This window comes from Streptomyces sp. NEAU-YJ-81, from assembly GCF_017592595.1.
Taxonomy (GTDB): domain Bacteria; phylum Actinomycetota; class Actinomycetes; order Streptomycetales; family Streptomycetaceae; genus Streptomyces; species Streptomyces hygroscopicus_B.
This window is the reverse complement of record NZ_JAGFNO010000007.1, coordinates 188509-210747: the sequence shown is the minus strand read 5'-3', so window position 1 is coordinate 210747 and position 22239 is coordinate 188509. Positions and strand designations below refer to the sequence as shown.

General features: G+C 71.6%; 16 protein-coding genes. 3 read left to right on the top strand and 13 right to left on the bottom strand.

Annotation, left to right across the window (positions count from 1 at the left end):
* Positions 1 to 56: 56 nt before the first annotated feature.
* The 11 genes from J5X86_RS18765 to ispH all read right to left on the bottom strand — a co-directional run bounded on the left by J5X86_RS18765 (position 57) and on the right by ispH (position 15910).
* Positions 57 to 2309 carry an MMPL family transporter gene (locus J5X86_RS18765; protein ID WP_243980730.1) on the bottom strand — a complete coding sequence of 751 codons (2253 nt, stop codon included), beginning with the start codon at positions 2307 to 2309 and terminating at the stop codon, positions 57 to 59.
* A 135-nt stretch (positions 2310 to 2444) separates the two neighbouring features.
* Positions 2445 to 3890, bottom strand: coding sequence for a 3-carboxy-cis,cis-muconate cycloisomerase (pcaB, locus tag J5X86_RS18760; RefSeq protein WP_208517930.1), 1446 nt, complete (start codon positions 3888 to 3890; stop codon positions 2445 to 2447).
* Positions 3887 to 5869 (bottom strand): FAD/NAD(P)-binding domain-containing protein, encoded by a 1983-nt coding sequence (locus J5X86_RS18755; protein WP_208517929.1) that lies wholly within the window; start codon positions 5867 to 5869, stop codon positions 3887 to 3889. The genes pcaB and J5X86_RS18755 overlap by 4 nt, the downstream gene beginning before the upstream one ends.
* Positions 5870 to 5906: 37 nt before the next feature.
* Positions 5907 to 6716: a hypothetical protein gene (locus J5X86_RS18750; RefSeq protein WP_208517928.1), complete on the bottom strand. Its 810-nt coding sequence runs from the start codon at positions 6714 to 6716 to the stop codon at positions 5907 to 5909.
* Positions 6717 to 6805: 89 nt separating this feature from the next.
* The gene (locus J5X86_RS18745; protein ID WP_208517927.1) at positions 6806 to 8425 is read right to left on the bottom strand and encodes a class I adenylate-forming enzyme family protein; all 1620 of its coding nucleotides are present in this window, start codon (positions 8423 to 8425) and stop codon (positions 6806 to 6808) included.
* Between the two features lie 53 nt (positions 8426 to 8478).
* A complete protein-coding gene (locus J5X86_RS18740; protein WP_208517926.1) occupies positions 8479 to 9447 on the bottom strand; it encodes a UbiA family prenyltransferase in 969 nt (322 codons plus the stop codon).
* Entirely contained in the window at positions 9444 to 10652 is a 1209-nt protein-coding gene (locus J5X86_RS18735; protein WP_308124612.1) for a 4-hydroxybenzoate 3-monooxygenase, read from the bottom strand. The genes J5X86_RS18740 and J5X86_RS18735 overlap by 4 nt, the downstream gene beginning before the upstream one ends.
* Before the next feature lie 11 nt (positions 10653 to 10663).
* A complete protein-coding gene (gene ispG / locus J5X86_RS18730) occupies positions 10664 to 11815 on the bottom strand; it encodes a flavodoxin-dependent (E)-4-hydroxy-3-methylbut-2-enyl-diphosphate synthase (protein WP_208517925.1) in 1152 nt (383 codons plus the stop codon).
* Positions 11812 to 13710, bottom strand: coding sequence for a 1-deoxy-D-xylulose-5-phosphate synthase (dxs, locus tag J5X86_RS18725; RefSeq protein WP_208517924.1), 1899 nt, complete (start codon positions 13708 to 13710; stop codon positions 11812 to 11814). Before dxs ends, ispG begins: the two co-directional genes overlap by 4 nt.
* 68 nt (positions 13711 to 13778) lie before the next feature.
* The gene (locus J5X86_RS18720) at positions 13779 to 14852 is read right to left on the bottom strand and encodes a polyprenyl synthetase family protein (protein ID WP_308124611.1); all 1074 of its coding nucleotides are present in this window, start codon (positions 14850 to 14852) and stop codon (positions 13779 to 13781) included.
* Positions 14849 to 15910, bottom strand: a complete 1062-nt coding sequence (gene ispH, locus J5X86_RS18715; RefSeq protein WP_208517923.1) for a 4-hydroxy-3-methylbut-2-enyl diphosphate reductase — start codon at positions 15908 to 15910, stop codon at positions 14849 to 14851. Before ispH ends, J5X86_RS18720 begins: the two co-directional genes overlap by 4 nt.
* 773 nt (positions 15911 to 16683) lie before the next feature.
* Here ispH and J5X86_RS18710 point away from each other — a divergent pair.
* From J5X86_RS18710 to J5X86_RS18700, 3 genes are all read left to right on the top strand, one after another.
* Positions 16684 to 17865 carry a 3-deoxy-7-phosphoheptulonate synthase gene (locus J5X86_RS18710; protein ID WP_208517922.1) on the top strand — a complete coding sequence of 394 codons (1182 nt, stop codon included), beginning with the start codon at positions 16684 to 16686 and terminating at the stop codon, positions 17863 to 17865.
* A 43-nt stretch (positions 17866 to 17908) separates the two neighbouring features.
* On the top strand, positions 17909 to 20035 hold the full coding sequence (gene pabB, locus J5X86_RS18705; RefSeq protein ID WP_208517921.1) for an aminodeoxychorismate synthase component I: 2127 nt from the start codon (positions 17909 to 17911) through the stop codon (positions 20033 to 20035).
* Positions 20036 to 20169: 134 nt separating this feature from the next.
* Positions 20170 to 20820, top strand: a complete 651-nt coding sequence (locus J5X86_RS18700; RefSeq protein ID WP_208517920.1) for a TetR/AcrR family transcriptional regulator — start codon at positions 20170 to 20172, stop codon at positions 20818 to 20820.
* A 44-nt stretch (positions 20821 to 20864) separates the two neighbouring features.
* Here J5X86_RS18700 and J5X86_RS18695 read toward each other — a convergent pair whose 3' ends face one another.
* Together J5X86_RS18695 and J5X86_RS18690 are read right to left on the bottom strand one after the other, a co-directional pair.
* Complete coding sequence (locus J5X86_RS18695; protein ID WP_208517919.1) at positions 20865 to 21326, bottom strand: MaoC family dehydratase; 462 nt, start codon at positions 21324 to 21326, stop codon at positions 20865 to 20867.
* 237 nt (positions 21327 to 21563) lie between these two features.
* Entirely contained in the window at positions 21564 to 22175 is a 612-nt protein-coding gene (locus J5X86_RS18690) for a hypothetical protein (RefSeq protein WP_208517918.1), read from the bottom strand.
* Positions 22176 to 22239: the final 64 nt, after the last annotated feature.

The window sequence follows — 22239 nt, the reverse complement described above, 5'->3', positions numbered from 1 at the left end:
CGTACAAGGCCGCCCGCATGAGGCGGACCCGTGAGCCGCCGTGCGTGGTGGGCCGGTCAGCCGGTCAGCGCCCGGTCGCCGTCGCGCCGTGGCGCCGCAGCCGCGGGCTCCTCCCGCAGGCCGTACCGGCTGTGCAGCCGGCGCAGCGGGGCCGGGGCCCACCAGGTGGCGCGCCCGCCCAGCCGCATCGCGGCGGGCAGCACGGCCCCGCGGATGAGCGTCGCGTCCATCAGGACGGCCAGCGGCAGCCCGATGCCGTACGCCTTCACCAGCGAGATGCCGGAGACGGTGAAGGCCAGGAAGACCACCGAGATCGCCACCGCCGCCGCCGTGACGATGCGCCCGGTGCGCTCAAGACCCCGGGCCACGGCGGCCGTCGGCGAACCGGTCAGCTCGTACTCCTCCCGCATCCGGGACAGCAGGAAGACCTGATAGTCCATCGCGAGCCCGAAGGCGAGGCCGAAGAGCATCACCGGGATCGTCGCCGCGATGTTGCCGGTCGGCGTGAAGTCGCCGAACAGGCCCGCGAGATGGCCGTCCTGGAAGACCCACACCAGCGCGCCGAAGGTGGCCGTCAGGCTCAGCGCGCTGAGCACCAGCGCCAGGAACGGCAACATGACGCTGCCGGTCACCAGGAACAGCAGCACCAGCATGGTCAGCAGCACCGTGCCCAGCGCGTACGGAAGCCACTTCTCCAGCGCCGAGGCGGCGTCGTGGTTGGTGGCCGCGGCCCCGCCCACCAACGCCTCGAACGGCGCCTTCTGCGACCGGATCTCGCCGACCAGCCGGTCCGCGTCGTCCGCGCTGGCCGTCTCCGGCACCACGGCGAAGTAGACGGCGTCGCCCGAGGCGAAGCGGGCGTACCGCTGATCGGGCGGGGCGGCCTGCCGACCCTCGGCGTAGGCGCCGGTGGCGGTGCGGACCGCGGCGACGTGCGGCAGCTGGGACAGCCGCTTCGCATACGCGCCGACGGCCGCCCGGTCGGTGCCCCCCTCGGGCGCCACGACCTGCAGCGCGTTCTGCTCACTGCTGTCGAACTCGGCCCGCACGGTGTCGGCGACCTGACGGGCCGACGAGGACGAGGGCATCACCCGCTCGTCCGGCATGCCGAGGTTGATGCCGAGGAACGGCGCGCCGAGCAGCAGCAGGAACGCGGTCACGATGGTCACGATCGGCACCGGGCGCCGCATCACGGTGGTGGCCAGCCGGTGCCAGAAGCCGCTCTCCACGCTCCGGCCGGCGGCGTCGGTGCCCGTCCCGCCGGTCGCCGCGGTCCGCCGCCGGCGGAACACCCGCCCCTTCTCGATCCGGTCGCCGAGCAGGGCGAGCAGGGCCGGCAGCACGATGAGCGAGGCCGCGCCGGACAGCAGCGCCGTGAGCGCCCCCGCATAGCCCATGGACCGGACGGCCTGCAGCGGGAACCAGGCCATGGCCAGGGACGACACGGCGACGGTCAGCGCCGAGAAGGTCACCGTGCGCCCGGCGGAGGTCAGCGTCGCCCGGATGGCGTCCGGCGGGGCGAGCCCCGACCGCAGTTCCTCGCGGTAGCGGCTGACCATCAGCAGGCTGTAGTCGATGGCCAGGCCCAGGCCCAGCAGGGTCACCACGCTCGCCGCGAGCGAGCCGACCGTCGTGACGCTCGCCAGGATCCACGTCAGCCCCATCGTCAGCATCATCGCCACCAGGGCGACGGCCAGCGGCAGCGCCGCGGCCACCACGCTGCCGAAGATGAACACCAGCGCGACCAGCGTGATCGGGATGGCGACCGTCTCGCCGGTGGTGGCGTCCTTCTGCCCCTGCTCCAGCAGCTCCCGCTGGAACTTCGTATAGCCGCCGAACGTCACCTCCAGCCCGTCCCGCGAGCCCTGGTAGCGGTCCGCCAGCTCGGCGACGCGCTTTTGCGACGCGGTGTCGTCCCCGGTGACCGTCCCCATGATGAGGGCCTTGTGGCCGCTTTTGCCGCGTAGCTGCGGGGCCTTCCCGGTGGTCCAGTAGGAGCTGACGTTCGCCACTCCGGGTTCCCGGCTCAGCTTCCGGGTGAGCTCGGTGCCCGCCGCCGTCACCGACGGATCGTCGACCCGCCCCTTCGAGGTCACCAGCAGCGTGAGATTGGGCAGCCCCTGCCCGAACCTCTCGTCCAGCGCGGTGATCGCCCGCGAGGACTCCGACGTCGGATCGTCGAAACCGCCCGCCGTCAGCTTGTCGAACAATGTCGTACTCGCCACCCCGCCGATCACGGCGAGCAGCAGGCCGACGACCAACACCGCCAGGCGTTTCCGCACGACGAAACCGGCCAGTCTGTCCAGCATTCCCTCTTCCTTCCTCAAGCACACGGCGTCTGGAATCCCGTCCAGCACGGCGTCTGGATATCCGTCTCGGCATCCCAGACGCCGAGCCCCGCCCGGATGTGACATCGCCGACCGCGGCCGCTTCCCGAGCGGCCGTCAGGACCGGTCCCCGGGCCCTTGAACCGCCCGGTCCACCAGCAGATCGGCCACCCCCGGATAGTTCGCCGGGTCCAGCAGGGCGGCCAGCTCCTCCGCCCGGTAACGGCCCGCGAGTTCGGGGGCGGCGGCCAGCACCTCGCCCAGCGTCCGCCCGCCGCGCGCCGCCTCCGCCGACGCCCGGCTCATCAGCTCCTTCGCGGGCCCCTTGCCCAGCACCGGGGTCAGCACCGCGGCCAGCCGCTCCGAGACGATCAGTCCGCCGGTCAGCCCCAGATTGGCGCGCATCCGGTCCGGGAAGACGGCCAGCCCCTCGACCAGTTCGACGGCCGTGTGCGCCGCCCCGCCCGTCAGCCGCAGACACTCGCGCAGCGGAAGCCACTCGGCGTGCCACGCCCCGGCCGACCGCTCGTCCTCCGCGAGCATGCACCCCATGACCGCGCTCGCCAGCGCCGGAACCTGCAGCGCCGCCGAGCGCACCAGGGTGGCCAGGGCGGGGTTGCGCTTGTGCGGCATCGCGGAGGACACCCCCCGGCCCTCGGCGGCGGGCTCGGCGACCTCGCCCGTCTCGGTGCGCGACAGTAGCTGTACGTCCACCGCGATCTTGCCGAGCGCCCCGGTGGCCAAGGCCAGTTGGGCGGTCAGCCCCGCGACCGGCGTACGGGCGGTGTGCCAGGGCAGGACGGGCTCGTTCAGCCCGACCTGCGCGGCGAACTCCGCCATCAGCCGCTCCGCGAACTCGCTGGGCCCCGGCGCCCCGGGCCGTGTCCGCTGATCCATCAGGGCGTACTCGGTGTACCCCGCCAGCGTGCCCGCCGCGCCGCCGAGCTGGACCGGCAGTTCATGGTCGCGGATGCGGGCCAGCCGGGCCGCCGCGTCCTCCACACCGCTCAGCCAGCCCGCCGCCTTCAGGCCGAAGGTGGTGGGCACGGCGTGCAGGGCGAGCGTACGGCCGGGCATGAGCGTCTCCCGGTGTGCCACGGCCAGTTCACGCAGCGCCCGCGCGATCCGCTCCAAGTCGGCCACCAGGGGCCCGAGGGTTCTGCGGGCCACCAGCATGGCGGCGGTGTCCATGATGTCCTGGCTGGTCGAGCCCCGGTGCACATACTCCGCGGCGGCCGGGTCCTCGGCGGCCACCAGCGCGGTGAACGCCCGGACCAGCGCCACCACCGGATTGGCCGCGCCCCGGGCCAGCCGGGCGATCTCCACCACGTCCAGGCGCTCGGCCCCGGCGAGCGCGGTGATGGTGCGGGCCGCCGCCTCGGGCACCAGACCCAGCCGCGCCTGCGCCCGCACCAGGCCCGCCTCCGCGTCCAGCATCGCCTGCAGCCAGGCGCCGTCCGACGTGGTCGCCTCGGCCGGGGTGCCGGCCCGGGCGGGGCTCAGCAGACCCGCGTCGGCATGGCGCGGGGCGTCGTCGGTGGCATCGTTCTGGGCGTCGGTCATGGAACGGAAACCTCGATCGTCTCGGGGCCGGCGGGATCGGTGGGACCGGTGAGCGAGTCATCACTCAGCGCCAGCACGGTACGCGCTATCGCGTCGGCATCGGCCAGGATCACGGAGCCGACACCAGGCCGGACGCCCGCCGCCGTGGCCCAGTGGACGGATTCGGTGGGCACACCGAAGGCGAACCGCCGCGGATGCGGCCGGCCGCAGGCGTCCAGCAGGTGGTAGGGGCTCGGCCCCACCGCGAGCCCGCCCGTCTCATGACCGCCCTGCCCGTCGCCGCTGCCGCCGACCACATAGGGGCCGCACTGACCGCTCGCCAGCAGCGCCGACAGCAGCGGATCGGCGCTGGAGCGCACATCGGTGCCCGGCAGCCGGGCCTCGATCAGCGTGGTCACCCGCCCCCACGAGCCGGGAACGGCACGGGATTCGAGGACGAAGGCCCCCTCCTCGGCGTCGGCGCGTGCCACGGTGCGCGGCCCCAGCACGGTCAGCACGCCCGCCTCGATGAGCGCGACCGCCTCCTCGACGCGCCGGGCCGGCGGACCGATCGACACGAAGGCGTTCAGCGGGGTGTACCAGGCGTCCAGGTCGTCGCGGTGCGAACGGTCCGTCAGCCCGCCGTGGTCCACCACCAGCCGGATCTCGTTGCGCAGATCGCGCAGCACGTCCAGGGCCGCCTTCAGCGGGCCGTGCACATTGCCCGCCCGCGCCGCGTCCAGATCCGCCCGCAGATACTCCAGCAGCCAGGACCGGAACGCCTGGGGCGACCGGAGGCCGTGGGCGGGGCAGGGCCGGGCGATCCGGTCCCAATTCCAGCGCCGGTGAGGGGGAATGCCGCTCTCGGTCAGCAGCCGGTCCTCTTCGGCGCCGCCCCGGGGAGCCGACGGATAGGCGGCGCGCAGCCGGCGCGCGGCCGCCTCCTGCCCTTGGGAGGTGAGGAGCGCGGTGTAGTAGACCGTCTCCACCTCCTTGGAGATCAGCGGCCACAGCTCGGAGCGGAAGTCCAGACCGCCCCGCTCATGGACGCGCCGCCGCAGACCGCGGATCACCTTCGGGGTGAGCACCAGCGGGAGGTGACGGCCGTGCGGGCCCTTCTGGTTCTCGCCCCGGGAGTGAAACGGCACGCCCCGGCGCGAGCCGGCCAGCAGCCGCGGCTCCCGGCCCGACGGCCGGTAGACCAGACGCCCCGCCCGCCGCTCGAACCGTCCGCCCCGGCCCTCGGTGAGCAGCGCCAGGTAGTCGAAGAAGTTCAGCCCCAGCCCCAGCAGGCCCACGGCCTCCCCGGGCCGGATGCCGGACAGGTCCACCTCCGCCGGGCCGGCGGGCGGGAGGTAGCGCAGACCCCGAGCCTCGGCGAAGGCCGCGTAGGCCGCCTCCCGCGGCGACCGCCGCTGCGGCAGATGTCCCTGCGCCAGCACCACGGCGTGCAGCCCCTCGATACGGGTGCCGTCCTCCAGCACGACGATCTGCCCGCCGTGCGCCGTGCGCTCCTCCAGCCCGACCGCCCGCGAGCGGTGGGTCACCGTGCGCACCGACGCCGGCGCGGTGCCCGTCACCCGCCGGTGGACCCACTCCAGATAGTGCCCGTGGAAGGCGCGAGTCGGATACGAGTCGGGGCCCAGGCGCCGCGCCTCGGCCAGGACGGCCTCGTCGTACCCGCCTTCGTCGAGGGCGCCGGTGAGGCTCACGAAGCGGGCCCATTCGTACAGGCTGGGCCCGGGCAGGACCGGCCCGGCCATCTCCACGGTCTCGTCCGTGAACATGGTGACCTGGCCGGCGACGGTGTTCATGAGCAGATGGCGGGACTGGCCGGAGCGCCAGACCCGCCCCGCCCCCGGCGGATACGGGTCCACCACATGGACGGTGACCGGGGTGGTGGGCGCCGCCTCGGCGGCGTTCGCGCACAGCCGTTCCAGGACCGAGAGCCCCCGGGGCCCGGCACCGATGAGGCAGACGTCCAGACGTTGCGTGGTCATGGTCATTCTCCGTGGACGAAACAGGCCCGGGCGCGGCTCAGCCCGACGCCCCGCTGCGGACGGCCGGTTCCCGCTCCTCCTGGCGCGGTGCGCTCCCGGCGGTGGCGAGGCCGTCCGGAGCGTCGGGGACCGCGGCCGGGGGCCGGTTCCACGCCCACGGCGAGCGGCCCTCCTCGCGGACCTTCCGGTAGAGCAGTACGCAGTAGGTCGCGTCGATGGTCCAGACGGTCAGGAAGAGGAAGATGAACAGGTGGTGGCCCGGGTACATCACCAGCACCGTCCACCCCGCGAAGAACGATCCGATGCCCTTGGCGAGCGCCACGTACATCGACTGCCCGAGCGAGGATCCGCGGCGGCTCAGCATGAAGATGAACGACAGGCTCAGGAACACGTTCAGCCCGGTGCCGGTGTAGATGCCGGTGGCGTCCTTGAGCTCATAGGTCGTCATGATGTGGAAGACCGCGGACCACGCGATGACGCCGAAGACCATCCACCGGAAGGCCCGCCGGCTCATCGACGGATAGTCCTTCCACCCGTAGCGCAGCGTCTGCCGGAGGATGAAGCAGTCGACCAGGAACCAGCTGAGATTGATCGGGCGCTGCACATCGGCCTGGTCCAGGATCAGGGAGAGGGTGAACTCCCAGGCGAGGTTGACCTCGACCACGAAGACGGGAATCCCCACCCGCTTGTCCAGTTTGGCGCGGTAGATGGCGAGCCCGTAGGCCACCAGCCAGCCCGATGCGCATGGGCCCATCAGGATCCAGAACAGCCAACTCGGCCGGTCCGCCTCCGGCAGGGTCACCGGAGCGATGTCCGGGAGATCGAAGAGAGCGGGCGGGAACCACACGGCTAATTACCCCTCGTTCACGGTGGATACGGTTGTCTCGACGCGTTGCGTGGCGTTGCTTTGTATGGCGTTGCTTCGCGTGGCGCGGGTCAGGTCCACTGCCCGGTGCCATAGGTGTCGCTGGAGCCCAGCAACTGTTCGCGCAGCTCCCCCCGGCGCACCTTCCAGGTGGCGGTGCGCGGCATCTCCTCCCAGGGGACGAGCCGTGGCTTGTCCAGCTCGGGCAGGCCCCGGCAGGCCCGGTCCCACTCCTGGGGGTCGAGGGCGTCGTCGCGCATGCACAGCACCGGGATCGGCAACTGCCCCGGGACCCCCAGCACGATCACCTCGGAGGCCCGGTCCAACCGGTCGAGCAGGGTCGACTCCAGCTCGATGCAGCTCATCCCGGGGATCATGTCGACCTCGCGGTCGATCAGCCGGATGCGGCCGTAGCCCGCGTACTCGCCCAGGTCGCCGGTGTTCCACCAGCGGCCCCGGTCCTTGGCGCGGTGCCGGTCGTCCTCGCCCAGGTAGGTCAGACACCGCGACTTGGTCCTGACCATCAGCAGCCCCGGCTTTCCCCGGGGCCGTTTGCGGCCGGTCTCCGGGTCCACGACCTTGACCCGGACCAGGGGCGGGAACCCGACGTTGGTGGCGTCATGCGCCCGGGGCTTGTCCGGGCGGACCATGGAGCGGGTGGCCACCCCGGCGGCGATGCCCGCGATCTCGGACTGCCCCACGCCCCAGGCCCACAGCGGGAGCCGGGCCCGGGAGGCGCCGAGGAACTTGCGGACGGTCCTGGGGTGGACCGCGTCGAAGGTGCTGATGAAGCGCCGTACGCCCGAGAACAGCTCGGGCCGGGTGTCGGCCAGCTCCTCCCAGTACTGGAAGACGTTCGGACATGCCTCCAGCGAGGTGGGAGGGTGCGCGGCCAGCGTGCGGGCCACACTGTCCAGCGCCGGATCGGAGAGGATCACCATCTTCCGCGGCCCGCGGAACAGCGTCCCGTTGGTCCAGGACAGATTGCGGTTGTGGGCGAAGGAGATCCCGCTGGCCACCACGTCCCCGGGACCGGAGGTCATGAGCGGCAGCCGGTAGGACTCGATGCGGAACGGCACGGCCGCCAGGGTGGTGGCGGGCGAGTGCACCACCAGCTTCGGGACACCCGTGGTGCCCGAGGTGTGGGTGACCAGCATGGGTTCGTGGAGGCCGCGGAATCGCACCGGCGGCCGGGAGCCGTCGCGCACATCGTCGATCCGCAGCGTTCCGCCGGGCAGCCCCGGGCGGTCGGCGCCGACGGCCACCATGGTCATCCCCGGATCGTCCAGCGCGATACCGGCGGCGGTCATCCGCTCGAGCACCGTCGTGCCCATCACCAGTACCTTCGGGGAGATCCTGGTGAGCAGGGTGCGGATATGCGTGGTCGACCTGATGGGCGCGATCATCACCGGCAGGGCCCCGAGCCGGGCGGCGGCCGCGGCGAGCAGGATGAAGTCGTAGTGGTTCTCCTTGACGATGGCGAGCCGGTCGCCGTGGCGCAGCCCCGCCCCGTGGAGCCAGCCCGCGGCGTCCTCCACCGTCGCCGCCAGGGCGGACACATCGAAGCGGGTGCCGGCATCCGGGGCGATGTCGAAGGGCCGGTCCAGATGCATGACCGTCGGCTTGCCCTGCTCGGCGGCCCGGTGGAACAGTCGGCCGACGTTGACGGGCCGTTGGGAACGCGCCGCCATGCCTCATCTCCTCGTCTATGGGGGGTGCGAAACGGCTGGGACAGAACGAACGGCTAGGTCAGAAGGAACAGCGTGGGCGCCAGCAGCCCCAGAAAGCCCAGGTCGTAGGCGTACAGCCCGAGCTTGCGGGCGGTCAGCCAGTGTCCCCGCACCGGGCCCTCGCGCAGCTGGGCCGCATGGAGGACGGTGGCGGGCAGCAGGGTCAGCAGGGTCCACCATGGCCACGGCGTGGCCAGGCCCAGGACGCAGATCAGCGTGGCCGACACCAGGACGAAGGCGACCATGGCGGTCTTGTAGACCCGCGGCCCGGTCGACGCGGCGAGCGTCCTGCGGCCCACCGAGCGGTCCCCGTCGGCGTCGTTGACGTTGGAGTAGCTGCTCACCATGACCAGCCAGAGCCCCAGCAACAGGCCCACCAGCACCGCGGGGGAGGACCAGTGCCGCTCCACCGCCAGATAGGGAGCCAGCAGCCCGGCGGTGGTGGCCAGGCACAGCAGCGTCTCCGCACCGCCCCGGTGGTAGCTCAGCCGCAGCCCGGCCGAGTACTGCACGCTGAAGAAGAACCCGACCCCGTAGAGGACGTACGCCACGGCCGGAGCCCGCCAGTCCAGCGCCCAGAACGCGCCGATCCCCGCGAGCACCGCGACCGAGGCCGCGCAGGCGATGAACCGTACCGCCTCGCGCTCGGTCACCGCCCCGCTGAGCAGCGGTTTGCCGCGGATGTCGCGCTTGGTGTCACCGGCCTTGTAGTTGCGGGCGTCGCTGCCGTTGCGGAAGCCGACCAGGTCGTCGGTGGCGCAGGTGCAGGTGACGATGCCCATGGAGCCGAGCAGGAACAGCAGCATGGCGGCGGTGGTCCCCGGGCGGTCGCGCACCTGCGGGCTCAGGGTCAGCCACGCCATGCCCCACCCGAAGTAGTTCTGGTACACGAAGATCTTCGACAGCCGGAACAGACCGCGCGCCACCTCCCCGCCACCGCGGGCGCGCGCCGTCCGCCGGCTCTCGCTGGTCAGTGAGGTCATGGCCGGCCTCCCCGGGCCGGGGTCCGCTCCCGCGCCAGGCCCACATAGTTCTCGGCGAAGGTCCGCGCGGCGGCGGGGGAGTTCACCACGGACGCGAGCCGGGCGTCCTGCAGCCGCCCGTCGAACACCTGGCCCTCCGGGGGCCGGTGCAGCAGCCCCGACATCCAGTCGGAGAACTCCTGCGCCTGCCAGACCCCGGGCAGACAGGCGGCCGAATAACCGTCCAGCGCGGTGCGGTCGCCGCTTCCGTAGAACTCCCCGAAGGCCGCGGCGAGCACCCTGACGTCCGCCACGGCGAGGTTGAGCCCCTTGGCCGCGGTCGGCGGCACGATATGCGCGGCGTCACCGGCCAGGAACAGCCGGCCGTAACTCATCGGCTCGGTCACGAAGCCACGGAGCGCCACACAGCTCTTCTCCAGGATCGGCCCCTCAGCCAGTTCGGGCGCACCGTCGATGTCCAGCCGGGTGTGCAGCTCCTTCCAGATCCGCTCATCGGGCCAGCTCTCCACCCGCTCGCCGGCCTCCACCTGCAGATAGAGCCGGCTCACCGCGGGCGAGCGCATGCTGTGCAGCGCGAAGCCCCGGCTGTGCACCGCGTAGATCAGCTCCTCGGCGGCGGGCGGGGCCTCGGCCAGCACGCCGAGCCAGGCGTACGGATAGGTGCGCTCGTAGGTCGAGAACGTTCCGGGCGGCACGGACCGGCGGGAGACCCCGTGGAATCCGTCGCAGCCCGCGACGAAGTCGCAGGCGATCTCCACCGGTTCGCCCGCCACCGTGCACCGCACGGTCGGCGTGTCCGTGTCCAGACCCTGTGGTTCGACATCGGGGACGTCGAACCACAGCCGCGCCCCGGCCGCCGTCCTGGCCCGGATCAGGTCCTTCACCAGCTCCTGCTGGCCGTACATATGGACGGTCCGGCCGGTCAGCTCGGTGAAGGGCATTCGGTGGGCGCGCGAGCCGAACCGGAAGACGAAGCCCTCGTGGACCAGCCCCTCGCGCTCCAGCCGGTCCGCCAGACCGGCCTCGCGCAGGAAGTCCACGGTGCCGCCTTCCAGCAACCCGGCCCGCACCCGCTTCTCCACGTACTCCCGGCTCCGCCGCTCCAGCACGATCGAGTCCACCCCGCACCGCTGGAGCAGATGGGAGAGCAGCAGGCCGCCGGGTCCCGCCCCGACGATCGCGACCCGCGTGTTCAGGCGTTTCACCGATGTCCCCCTCACCGCACGCTGACGGTGGGGGACTCGGCGGCGTCCTGCGGGCCCGCCTCCTCGGCCAGGCGCATGGCCTCCTCGATCAGGGTCTCCACGATCTTGCTCTCGGGGACGGTCTTGATGACCTTCCCCTTGACGAAGATCTGGCCCTTGCCATTGCCCGAGGCGACACCGAGATCGGCCTCCCGGGCCTCACCGGGGCCGTTGACCACACACCCCATCACCGCGACCCGCAGCGGCACTTCCATGCCCTCGAGACCCGCGGTGACCTGGTCGGCCAGCTTGTACACATCCACCTGGGCCCGGCCGCAGGAGGGGCAGGAGACGATTTCCAGCTTGCGCGGCCGCAGATTGAGCGACTGCAGGATCTGCGCGCCGACCTTCACCTCCTCCATCGGAGGCGCCGACAGCGACACCCGGATGGTGTCGCCGATGCCCTGCCGCAGCAGCGCACCGAAGGCCACCGCGGACTTGATGGTGCCCTGGAACGCGGGGCCCGCCTCGGTCACCCCCAGGTGCAGCGGATAGTCGCAGGACTCGGCGAGCAGCTCATAGGCGCGCACCATGACCACCGGATCGTTGTGCTTCACCGAGATCTTCAGGTCGTGGAAGTCGTGTTCGGCGAAGAGCTCCGCCTCCCACAGCGCCGATTCCACCAATGCCTCGGGGGTGGCCTTGCCGTGCTTGGCCATCAGCCGCGCGTCCAGCGAGCCGGCGTTCACCCCGATGCGGATCGGGGTGCCATGGTCCTTCGCCGCGCGGGCGATCTCCTTGACCTTGTCGTCGAACTTCTTGATGTTTCCCGGATTCACCCGCACCGCCGCACAGCCCGCCTCGATCGCGGCGAACACGTACTTGGGCTGGAAGTGGATGTCGGCGATCACCGGGATCTTGGACTTGCGGGCGATCTGCGGCAGGGCGTCGGCGTCGTCCTGACTGGGGCAGGCCACCCGGACGATGTCGCAGCCCGTCGCGGTCAGCTCGGCGATCTGCTGCAGGGTGGCGTTGACATCGGCGGTGACGGTGGTCGTCATGGACTGCACGGAGACGGGGAAGTCGCTGCCGACCCCCACCGCGCCCACACCGAGCTGACGGGTGACGCGGCGCTTTCCGAGCACCGGTGGCGGCGCGGCGGGCAGGCCGAGATCGACGGTCATCGGGAATCCTCCTCAAGCGCCCGGACACCCGGCGCACGGTCGGCCGCGATCCGCGACCGGATGGAACGGGCCAGGTCTTCGGGACTCAGGCCGCATTCGGCGAGCAGCTCGGCGCGTTTGCCGTGGTCGAGGAAGCGCTGCGGAATCCCGAAACCGGACACCGGGGCCGGGACGCCGGCGTCGCGCAACTCCTGGGCGAGCAGCGAGCCGTAGCCCCCGACGCGCAGGTTGTCCTCGACGGTGACGACGAGCCGGTACTGCTCCGCCAGCTTGATCAGGGACGGGCTGACCGGTTTGATCCAGCCGGGGTCCACCACGGTGACGCCCAGGCCCTCCTCGGTGAGCCGGCGCGCCGCGTCACAGGCGGTCGCGGCCATGGCGCCCACGGACACCAGCAGGACGTCGTCGCCCGGGGAGCGGTGGAGTACGTCGATGCCGTCGTGCTGGTCGACGGCGGGGATGTCGGGCCCCACCGGCCCCTTGGGGAACCGGATGGCGCTGGGGCCGTCGGTGACCGCCACCGCCTCGCGCAGCGCGGCGCGCAACGAGGCCCCGTCGCGGGGTGCCGCGACCCGCAGGCCGGGCACGATCCCGAGCACCGACAGATCCCACATGCCGTTGTGGGAGGCCCCGTCGTCACCGGTGACCCCGGCCCGGTCGAGGACGAACACCACGGGGCAGGAGTGCATCGCCACGTCCATCAGAAGCTGGTCGAAGCCGCGGTTGAGGAAGGTGGAGTACACGGCCACCACCGGCACCATCCCGGCCATGGCCAGCCCCGCGGCCGAGGTGACCGCGTGCTGCTCGGCGATGCCGACGTCGAAGACCCGGTCGGGGAACTCCTCGGCGTACGCCGCGAGCCCGGTGGGCTGCAGCATCGCCGCCGTCACCGCCACCACCTCGGGGCGCTCACGGGCGATCTCGACCAGCTCCGCGCCGAAGACCGAGGTCCAGGACGGGCCCGGGGAGCCCAGCGGTTCGCCGGTCGCCGGGTCGCCGGCGGCGACCGCGTGGTGGTGGTCGCGCTCGTCGGCCTCCGCGCGCCGGTAGCCGCGGCCCTTGCGGGTCAGGCAGTGCACCACGACCGGCCCGCCGAACCCCGCGGCCTGCCGCAGGGCGGCCTCCACCGCCGCGATGTCGTGTCCGTCCACGGGCCCGAGGTATTTCAGGCCCAGGTCGGCGAAGAGCCCCTGCGGGGCGAGCATGTCCTTCAGGCCCGTCTTGACCGCGTGCAGCGCCTCGTAGAGCTTCGGGGTCTGCCGTAGCTGGTGCTTGGACCACTCCAGGAACCGCTCGTAGTCGGGGGAGGTGCGCAGGCCCGCCAGATGGGTGGCGAGGCCGCCCGTGGTCGGCGCGTAGGAACGGCCGTTGTCGTTCACCACGATGACGACGGGGCGGTCCGGGGCGCCCGAGATGTTGTTCAGCGCCTCCCAGGCCATGCCGCCGGTCAGCGCCCCGTCCCCGATGACGGCCACCACCGCGCGGTCTGACTCGCCGCGCAGCCGGAACCCCTTGGCGAGGCCGTCCGCGTAGGACAGGACGGTGGAGGCGTGGCTGTTCTCGATGGTGTCGTGCTCGGACTCCGCCCGGCAGGGGTAGCCGGACAGGCCGCCCTTCTGCCGGAGCCGGTCGAAACCCTCCCGGCGGCCGGTGAGGATCTTGTGTACGTACGCCTGGTGCCCGGTGTCCCACAGGATGCGGTCCCGCGGGGAGTCGAACACGCGGTGCAGCGCGATGGTGAGTTCGACGGTGCCCAGGTTGGGCCCCAGGTGCCCGCCGGTCCGCAGCACCTTGTCGATGAGGAAGTGCCTGATCTCACTCGCGAGATCGGTCAGTTGGCTCGCGTTCAGGTGCTTGATGTCGGCGGGACCGTGGATGGTCTCCAGCAGTGTCATCCGGGCTCTTTCCCTCCGCGTCGGTGCCGCCACCGGGTGCGGTCGCTGTCGGTGCCCATCGGCCGTCCTCACGCGTTTCGGTAGGCGACCTCGTGGGCCATGGCGGCCAGTTCCTCCCGCCACTCCGGCTCCAGCGGGGCGGCGGCGATGGCACGGCAGGCCCGCTCCACGAGCCCGTCGATATGCTTCTCGACGTCGTCGCGCACACCCGTCTTGATCAGCAGCTCCCGCAGGTGGTCGGCGCCCCGTAGCTGAGCGGGCACCAGCTCCCGGATGTGCGCGTTGCGCTGGATGGCCAGGGCCATCAGCAGCGTCATCTTGTGCTGCTCGAAGTCCAGACCGCTCGGCTTGCCGGTGACCTCGGAGTCCCCGAAGGCGTCCAGGAGGTCGTCGCGCAGCTGAAACGCCTCGCCGAGCGCGGCCCCGTACTCCTCGAAGGCCGGTGCCGCGTCGGGGCGGCCGGCCACCGCGGCGCCCAGGACCAGTGGGCGGTGGATGGTGTAGCGGCCGGACTTGGCGATGGCGATCCACCGCGAGGTCTCCGGGTCGGGCTCGAACTCCACGGACGCCGCGACGTCCATGTACTGGCCGATGATCAGCTCCGAGCGCAGCAGATGCCACTCGGCGGCGACCGCGGGCTCCACTTCGGCCATGATCTCGTCGGAGTAGACCAGGGCCAGATCGCCCGCGAGGATCGCGACGTTCTCCCCGTAGCGGCCCGCCGCGCCCCGCCAGCCGCGCTCGCGGTGCAGCGCGGCCTGGCTGGTGTGCACGGTCGGCGCGCCACGGCGCACCGGGGACTCGTCCATCACATCGTCATGGATCAGCGCGCAGGCGTGGAGCAGTTCCAGCGCGGCGGCGACGGGGATGACGCGGTGGTCCTCCGGATCGCCGCCGACGGCCAGATAGCCGCTCAGGCAGAACGTGGGGCGCATGCGCTTGCCGCCCGCGTTGACCAGGTCGGCGATCCCGTCGATGGGGACGCTGGAGCGTGGGTCCAGCGCATGCCACCGGTCGTACTCGGCGGACAGGAAGGCGTGCAGCCGCTCCTCGACCCGGGGCAGCAGGCTCATCAGCGCCCGGCGGGCGGTGGTGGCCGGGGCCGAGGCGGGGCGGGCGGTCGCCATCACATGGGCAGTCACATCGTCCTCCTAGGGGTTCCGGCCGGTGCGTCCGGTGGGACCTTCGACCAGGCGTCGTCGAGCCGTTCCCGGTCGTCGGACCGGATGCCGTCGGTGAGCTGCAGGGGCATGGAGAAGACCACGTCCTCGACGGCCGTGGACTCGATCTCGACCTCGTCATGGCCGAACTCGGCCAGCCGGTCGAGGAGTTGGTGGACGAGGGCGTCCGGGACGCTGGCGCCGGAGCTGACGCCGACGGTGGTCACGCCCTCCAGCCAGCCGCCGTTCAGCCGGGAGACGTCCGGGACCAGCTGGGCGGGGGTTCCGGCCTCCCGGGCGACATCGACCATCCGCTGGGAGTTGCTGGAGTTCTCCGAGCCGACGACCAGCACCAGATCGGCCTGCTGGGCGAGGGACTTGATGCCGTTCTGCCGGTTCTGGCTGGCGTAGCAGATGGTGTCGGTCCCGGGGCCGACGATGTCGTCGAACCGCTCGGTGAGGGCGCGGACGATGTCGGCCGTCTCGTCCACCGACAAGGTGGTCTGGGTCAGATAGGCCACCGGGGTGTCCCGGGGGAGGTCCAGCCGTTCGACGTCCTCGACGGTTTCGACGACCAGGGTCTCGCGCGGTGCCTCGCCCCGGGTGCCTTCCGTTTCCTCGTGTTCCTCGTGCCCCACCAGCAGCAGGACCCGGCCGTCCCGGACCACCCGGCGCGCCTGCTGGTGGACCTTGGCCACCAGTGGGCAGGTGGCGTCGATGACCTGCAGGTTTCTATCGGCGGCACCGGTGCGGACCGCGGGCGAGACGCCGTGTGCGGAAAAGAGGCACACCGCCCCTTCGGGAACTTCGAATTCCGATTCCACAAAGCGTGCGCCCTTGCGCTCCAGGAGGCTGACGACGTAGTGGTTGTGGACGATCTGTTTTCGAACATAAATAGGCGGGCCGTATACCTCAAGCGCCCGCTCCACCATGGAAATGGCGCGGCGGACACCCGCGCAGAAACCGCGGGGTTCGGCGAGGATGACGCGTTTGCGGGGCGCTCTTGTATCGGAGCGCACGGACTTCGTGCTTAAGTGCATGACGTATTGCTCCAACGCCGGCATGCGGCTCGGATGTGAATGGGCGCGTCGCTGTGCGGGCATGCCGCAGCGGGCGGGTATGGCTTTGTCCTGGCGTTTGCGGATGGCTGTCGATGGATCGGCGGCCTACGGGTCAGCAATCGCTCACAAGGGTCTGGCGACCCGTCTGACCTGGGAATATGCCGAAAAAGCCACTGCCAGGAGGCGAGGCGTTATGGACGTTCTCCGGAAGCCGGTGCTCGGAGACGATTCGGTCGAAGAGACATTCACTTACCCCCGTAAGTCTCATTTGACAGCTACGCCATCCGAAGCGGTTTCCCCGTCGGATATGCGCAGGTCGAAAACACTATAGAAGGCGAGACTGAGTGCAAGTCCTACGCATGTGACCCTCGTCACATGCCGAAATATGGGCGGAACTGTCGCTTACGGTTGCGGGCGATTGCTAGGCTCCCTGCCGCGCTGATTCGACCTGTCGTCGGCTTGCGCAACGGGGGCTCTGAGCCGGAAATTCCGGTAGTAACCGCTGGTAAACCCTTTCGAGTGGATGGAGAAATCCACTCGAAGGAGTGACGGACGTATATCCAGCTTTTCTATCTTCGCTGGTCGCGGTTTTGCGGCCGGGAGCGGGTTCGTCTGTTTCCTCGGTTCCGTCGACCCGTCCGGCCTGCCGGTTCGGGGGTCCCCACAGGTGTCCCGCGCCGTCGCGACGCGTCAGCGGAAGTCGCGACGCCGCAGCGGGATGTGTCCGGCTCGACCAGTGGAGGCTTCCTTACATGACCGCTCCCGGCCCGACCGCGGAGAAGGTGACCGCTCAGCAGCCGCCGTGGCCCGACCCGGACCGGCTCGAGGAGGTCCGGCACGCCCTGAGCGGCCGCCCCCCGCTCATCCCCCCAGAGGAGACCGGGGAGCTGACCCGGCGGATGGCCGGGGTGCAGCGCGGGGAGGCGGTGGTCCTCCAGGGCGGCGACTGCGCCGAGCTGTTCGCCGACGCCACGCCCCCCGTGGTGCGGCGCAAGCTGGGGCAGCTACGCGAGCTGTCCGCGGCGATCCGCACCGGGCTGGGCCTTCCGGTGGTGACGATGGGGCGTATCGCCGGCCAGTACGCCAAGCCCAGATCGATGCCGTACGAACCGCTACCCGACGGCACCCGACTGCCCGTCTACCGGGGAGACGCGGTCAACGGCGCCGCCGCCGACCCCCGCGCCCGGATCCCCGACCCGGACCGGCTGCTCACCGCCTACGACCGCGCGGCCGCCGTCCTGTCCACGATGACCGACGAACAGACGTCGCGCGACGCGGCCGAGCGGATCTTCGCCTCCCATGAACTGCTGCTGCTCGCCTATGAGTTACCCCTGCTCCACGCGGTCGACGGCGGCGGCCACGCCTCCTCCGCCCACTTCGGCTGGATCGGCGAGCGGACCAGGGACCCCGGGGGCGCGCACATCCGGCTGGCCGCCTCGATCCGCAACCCGGTCGGCGTCAAGGTCGGGCCGTCCGCGACCCCCGCGGATCTGGTGGAGCTGGCGCGGCTGCTCAACCCCGAGCGCCTGCCCGGCCGGCTGACCTTCATCGTGCGCATGGGCGCGGACCGGATCGAGTGGCTGCTGCCGCCGCTGGTCGAGGCGGTCGCGGAGACCGGGATCCCGGTGGTCTGGCTGACCGACCCCATGCACGGCAACACGATCCGCTCCGCAAGCGGTCACAAGACCAGATGCCTGCGGGCGATCCTCGACGAGGTCGCCGCGTTCCACCGGATCCTGCGGGGCCGCCGTCAGTGGCCCGGCGGGCTGCACCTGGAGATGACACCGGAACCGGTCACCGAGTGCGTCGCCCATCCCGCGGACGCCGGGACCGCCGCGTTCCCCCGGTACCGGTCTCCCTGTGACCCCCGGCTGAACCCCGAGCAGGCCGCCGAAGCGGTCCACGCGTTCACCGCCTTGCTCCGCGCGGCGTGAACCGTGCCCGTCATCCTTAAGTTCCGATAGGTTCGAGGTTTCGATGCGCACGCTGCTGGTAGACAACTACGACTCGTTCACCTACAACCTGTTCCACTACCTGGCCGAGGTCAACGGCCAGGAGCCCGAGGTGATCCGGCACGACGACCCCGGCTGGAAGCCCGAGATGCTGCGGGACTTCGACAACGTCGTCATCTCTCCCGGACCCGGCAGCCCCGAGCGCCCGGCCGACTTCGGCGTCTGCCGCGACATCATCCTCGACGGCGCCCTGCCGCTGCTCGGTGTCTGCCTGGGCCACCAGGGGGTGGGCCTGCTCAGCGGCGCCCGGGTGGTCCGGGCCCCGGAGCCCCGGCACGGCCGGCTGTCCCGGGTGGCGCACGACGGCTCCGGCCTCTTCACCGGGCTGCCCAGCCCCTTCGACGTCGTCCGCTACCACTCGCTCACCGTCACCGACCTGCCCGAGGAGCTGCGGGCCACCGCATGGACCGAGGACGGTGTGCTGATGGGGATCGCCCACCGGGAACGGCCCCTGTGGGGCGTCCAGTTCCACCCCGAGTCCATCTGCACCGAGCACGGCCGGCTGCTGCTGAGCAACTTCGCCGACCTCACCCGCTCCTGGCAGACCGGGCACGGCGTGGCACCGGCGCGACGGCGCGGCCCGCGCTCCCCGCGCGGCGTCGCCGAACCCACCGCCGCGCCGCGCGCCACGCCGCGATCCCTGCGGGTGCTGGTGGAGACCCTGCCCACCCGCTGGTCGGACGAGGTCGTCTTCGACCGGCTCTTCCGCGCCGACCGGCACGCCTTCTGGCTGGACAGCAGCGCCGTCGGGGGCGAGCGCGGGCGGTTCTCGATGATGGGGGACGCCTCGGGGCCGCTGGCCCGGGTCGCCACCGCCGACACCTGGGCGGGCACGGTCACCGTCACCGCGGACGGCTCCCGCGAGGTCCTGCACGAGGAGTTCCTGTCCTGGCTGGAGCGCGATCTGCGCGCCGCCCGGGTCGAACTCCCCTCGCTGCCCTTCGACTTCGCCCTCGGCTGGACCGGATACCTCGGGTATGAGCTCAAGGCCGAGTGCGGCGGTGAGCGGACCCACCGCTCCCCGGAGCCCGACGCCGCGATGATCTTCGCGGACCGCGCCGTGGTGTTCGACCACGAGACCTCGGCCACCTATCTCCTCGCCCTCGCGGAGGAGGGCGCTGAGCGGGGCGGCGAGGAACCGGCCCGGGCATGGCTGCGGGAGACCGCCGCCCGGCTGGCGGAGCTGACCGGTCACAAGCCCCGTCGCACCCCGCTCAACGGCGGCCCGGGTCAGGTGCGGCTGCGCCACGGCCGCGAGCGGTACCTGGAGATGATCGCCGCCTGCCAGGAGCTGATCACCGCGGGGGAGACCTATGAGGTGTGCCTGACGAACATGGCCGAGGCCGACGGGCCGGTGGACCCATGGGCCGCCTACCAGTACCTGCGCCGGCTCAGCCCCGCGCCCTTCGCCGCCCTGCTCCGCTTCGGCCCGCTGTCCGTGCTGAGCACCTCGCCCGAGCGCTTTCTGCGGGTCTTCGGGGACGGCACCGTCGAGTCCCAGCCGATCAAGGGCACCCGGCCGCGCGGAAGCTCCCCGGCCGAGGACGAGTTGCTCCGCGTCGACCTGGCGACCAGCGAGAAGGACCGCTCCGAGAACCTGATGATCGTCGACCTGGTGCGCAACGACCTCGGCCGCACCGCGGAGGTCGGATCGGTGCGGGTGCCGGGGATCTTCGACGTGGAGACGTATGCGACGGTGCATCAGCTGGTCAGCACGGTGCGCGCCACCCTGCGGCCGTCCAGCTCCGCGGTCGAGAGCGTGCGCGCCGCCTTCCCCGGCGGATCGATGACCGGCGCGCCCAAGATCCGCACTATGCAGATCATCGACGATCTGGAGGAGGGCCCGCGCGGCGTGTACTCGGGCGCCATCGGCTACTTCTCGTTGTCCGGGGCCTGCGATCTGAGCATCGTGATCCGCACGCTGGTGGTGACCCCGGACCGGATCCGGTACGGGGTGGGCGGGGCGATCGTGGCGCTGTCCGACCCGGACGAGGAGTTCGAGGAGACGGCCGTGAAGGCGACCCCGCTGCTGCGGCTGCTGGGCGCGGAGTTCCCCGGCCGGGTGGGCACGGAGACGGCGGCCGCGCGCTGAGCGGGCACTGACGTCGAGCGGCCACTGACGTCGAGCGGGCACTGACGTCGAGCGGGCACGGCCGTCCGTTGTGGCCCTGCGGGGACCCCGGGGACCTCTAAGCGCTTGCTCACTCTCCGTGTAGGGTGTCCGCCATGGACGCGGAGCCGAAGAACAGCGGGGGCGGGATCGAGCCCTGGGGCGACATCACCCCCGACGCCGCCCGGCGGCTGGTGAGCGCCGCCGTGCACGCCTTCGCGGAGCGCGGCTACCACGCCACCACCACCCGGGACATCGCGAGCCGCGCCGGAATGAGCCCGGCCGCCCTCTACATCCACTACAAGACCAAGGAAGAGCTGCTCTACCAGATCAGCAAGGTCGGCCATGAGCGGGCCCTGGAGATCGTGGAGCGGGCGCGGGACAGCGCGGGCACGCCCGCCGAGCGGCTGGCCCGTGCCGTCCACGCCTTCGTCCGCTGGCACGCCGAGCACCATATGACCGCGCGGGTGGTGCAGTACGAGCTCGGCGCGCTCGCCGAGGAGCACCACGCCGAGGTCATCGCCGTCCGCAAGGCCACGGACGGGGCGGTGCGCTCGATCATCGAGGACGGGGTGAAGGCGGGCGCCTTCGACGTCCCGGACGTCCGCGGCGCCACGGTCGCGGTGCTGTCCCTGTGCATCGACGTCGCCCGCTGGTTCAACGCCCGCGGGCGCAGCACCCCCGACGAGGTCGGCGACCTCTACGCGGGTCTGGTGCTGCGCATGGTGGGCGCCGACGGCGGTCAGGACCGGCGGACGTCATCGTAAGGACGACGGCCGGTCAGGACCTGCCGTAGGAGCGACGGCCGTCGTCAGGCGTAGTAGCGCACGACGCACTCCGCCACGCACACCGGCTTGGTCCCGCCCTCCCGCTCGAGGGTGACCGCCAGCGTCATCTGCAGCCCGTCCTTGACCTCGGCCACCTCCACGATCCGGCCGGTGGCGCGCAGCCGGGAGCCGACCGGGACGGGGGAGGGGAAACGGACCTTGTTCACGCCGTAGTTGATGCCCATCCGCACGCCCTCGACCCGCAGTAGCTGCGGGGTGAACGACGGCAGCAGGGACAGCGTCAGATAGCCGTGCGCGATCGTGGTGCCGAACGGACCGGCGGCGGCCTTGTCCGGGTCCACATGGATCCACTGGTGGTCGCCGGTCGCGTCGGCGAACAGATCGATGCGCTTCTGGTCGATCTCCAGCCAGTCACTGGGGCCGAGTTCCTCGCCGACCGCGGACCGCAGGTCATCGGGCGAGGTGAAGATCCTGGGCTCTGCCATGCGTGCCTCCCGGGCAACCACTCACTAAGCGACTGCTCAGCATGGTTGGCCGACCCGGATCCTGTCAACGCGCGCCGCGCCCCCGTACGCGGGCTCCGCGCCGACGCGGCCACCGGCGGACGTCAGCGTTCGCCGGTCCTCGTCAAGGGGTTCCCGCGCGCTCGCCGGCCACCCCGTGCGGGGACTGCGGCGAGCGCGCTCCCGGCCAGAGGCGGCCGGGCGCCATACGGTGGCGCGTCATACGGTCGCGTAACGGCCCAGCCGGACCGTGCCCCGGGACGCTGCCAGGGCCTCGGTGGTCAGCAGCGGCAGCGGCACCACGATGCCGCAGTCCGCGCAGACCGGCCCGGCCGATGGATAGCGGTCCAGGTCCTCGCGCCAGACCAGGCCCCGTCGCGCACATACGGGGCAGGCCGACCCCGGTCCCGACTCCATCGCCGCGATCAGCCGTCGCAGTACGTCCGCGAGGCGGTCGCCGGGATGGGCCGAGGGGCTCTCGCAGGGAATGATGTCGCATCCGCCCCAGGTGTTCAGATGCCAGTCGTCGACGGTGCTCGGCTGCCGGATGCCGAGAAGTTTCTCCTGCCTGCGCCGGGCGGCGAAGTCCGCCTCGTACGCGAGCCACAGCGTGCGGGCCTCCTCGAGCTCTTCCAAAGCGGTGAGCAGTCGTAGGGGGTCCGGCCTGCGGTCCTCCGGGGGGATCCCGGAGCGGGTGCACAGATGGTGCCAGGTCGCCCGGTGCCCGTACGGCGCGAACCGTTCAAGGCATTTGCGCAGCGATGTGCGCCGAGCAGTGATGTGTCTGCGTGGATTGCGAACTTCTCGTGCCAGTGCTCTGAAACCGGCCACTTCATACCACCTCCGCGAGTGCGGACCCGACTCGTTGTCGAATGGACGTAACGCAGTGCGATCC

What these genes read in the sequence shown, in the direction of transcription:
- J5X86_RS18765 (WP_243980730.1), bottom strand. Translation starts at nt 2,309, where the DNA reads ATGCTGGACAGACTGGCCGGTTTCGTCGTGCGGAAACGCCTGGCGGTG.
- pcaB (WP_208517930.1), bottom strand. Translation starts at nt 3,890, where the DNA reads ATGACCGACGCCCAGAACGATGCCACCGACGACGCCCCGCGCCATGCC.
- J5X86_RS18755 (WP_208517929.1), bottom strand. Translation starts at nt 5,869, where the DNA reads ATGACCACGCAACGTCTGGACGTCTGCCTCATCGGTGCCGGGCCCCGG.
- J5X86_RS18745 (WP_208517927.1), bottom strand. Translation starts at nt 8,425, where the DNA reads ATGGCGGCGCGTTCCCAACGGCCCGTCAACGTCGGCCGACTGTTCCAC.
- J5X86_RS18740 (WP_208517926.1), bottom strand. Translation starts at nt 9,447, where the DNA reads ATGACCTCACTGACCAGCGAGAGCCGGCGGACGGCGCGCGCCCGCGGT.
- ispG (WP_208517925.1), bottom strand. Translation starts at nt 11,815, where the DNA reads ATGACCGTCGATCTCGGCCTGCCCGCCGCGCCGCCACCGGTGCTCGGA.
- dxs (WP_208517924.1), bottom strand. Translation starts at nt 13,710, where the DNA reads ATGACACTGCTGGAGACCATCCACGGTCCCGCCGACATCAAGCACCTG.
- ispH (WP_208517923.1), bottom strand. Translation starts at nt 15,910, where the DNA reads ATGCACTTAAGCACGAAGTCCGTGCGCTCCGATACAAGAGCGCCCCGC.
- J5X86_RS18710 (WP_208517922.1), top strand. Translation starts at nt 16,684, where the DNA reads ATGACCGCTCCCGGCCCGACCGCGGAGAAGGTGACCGCTCAGCAGCCG.
- pabB (WP_208517921.1), top strand. Translation starts at nt 17,909, where the DNA reads ATGCGCACGCTGCTGGTAGACAACTACGACTCGTTCACCTACAACCTG.
- J5X86_RS18700 (WP_208517920.1), top strand. Translation starts at nt 20,170, where the DNA reads ATGGACGCGGAGCCGAAGAACAGCGGGGGCGGGATCGAGCCCTGGGGC.
- J5X86_RS18695 (WP_208517919.1), bottom strand. Translation starts at nt 21,326, where the DNA reads ATGGCAGAGCCCAGGATCTTCACCTCGCCCGATGACCTGCGGTCCGCG.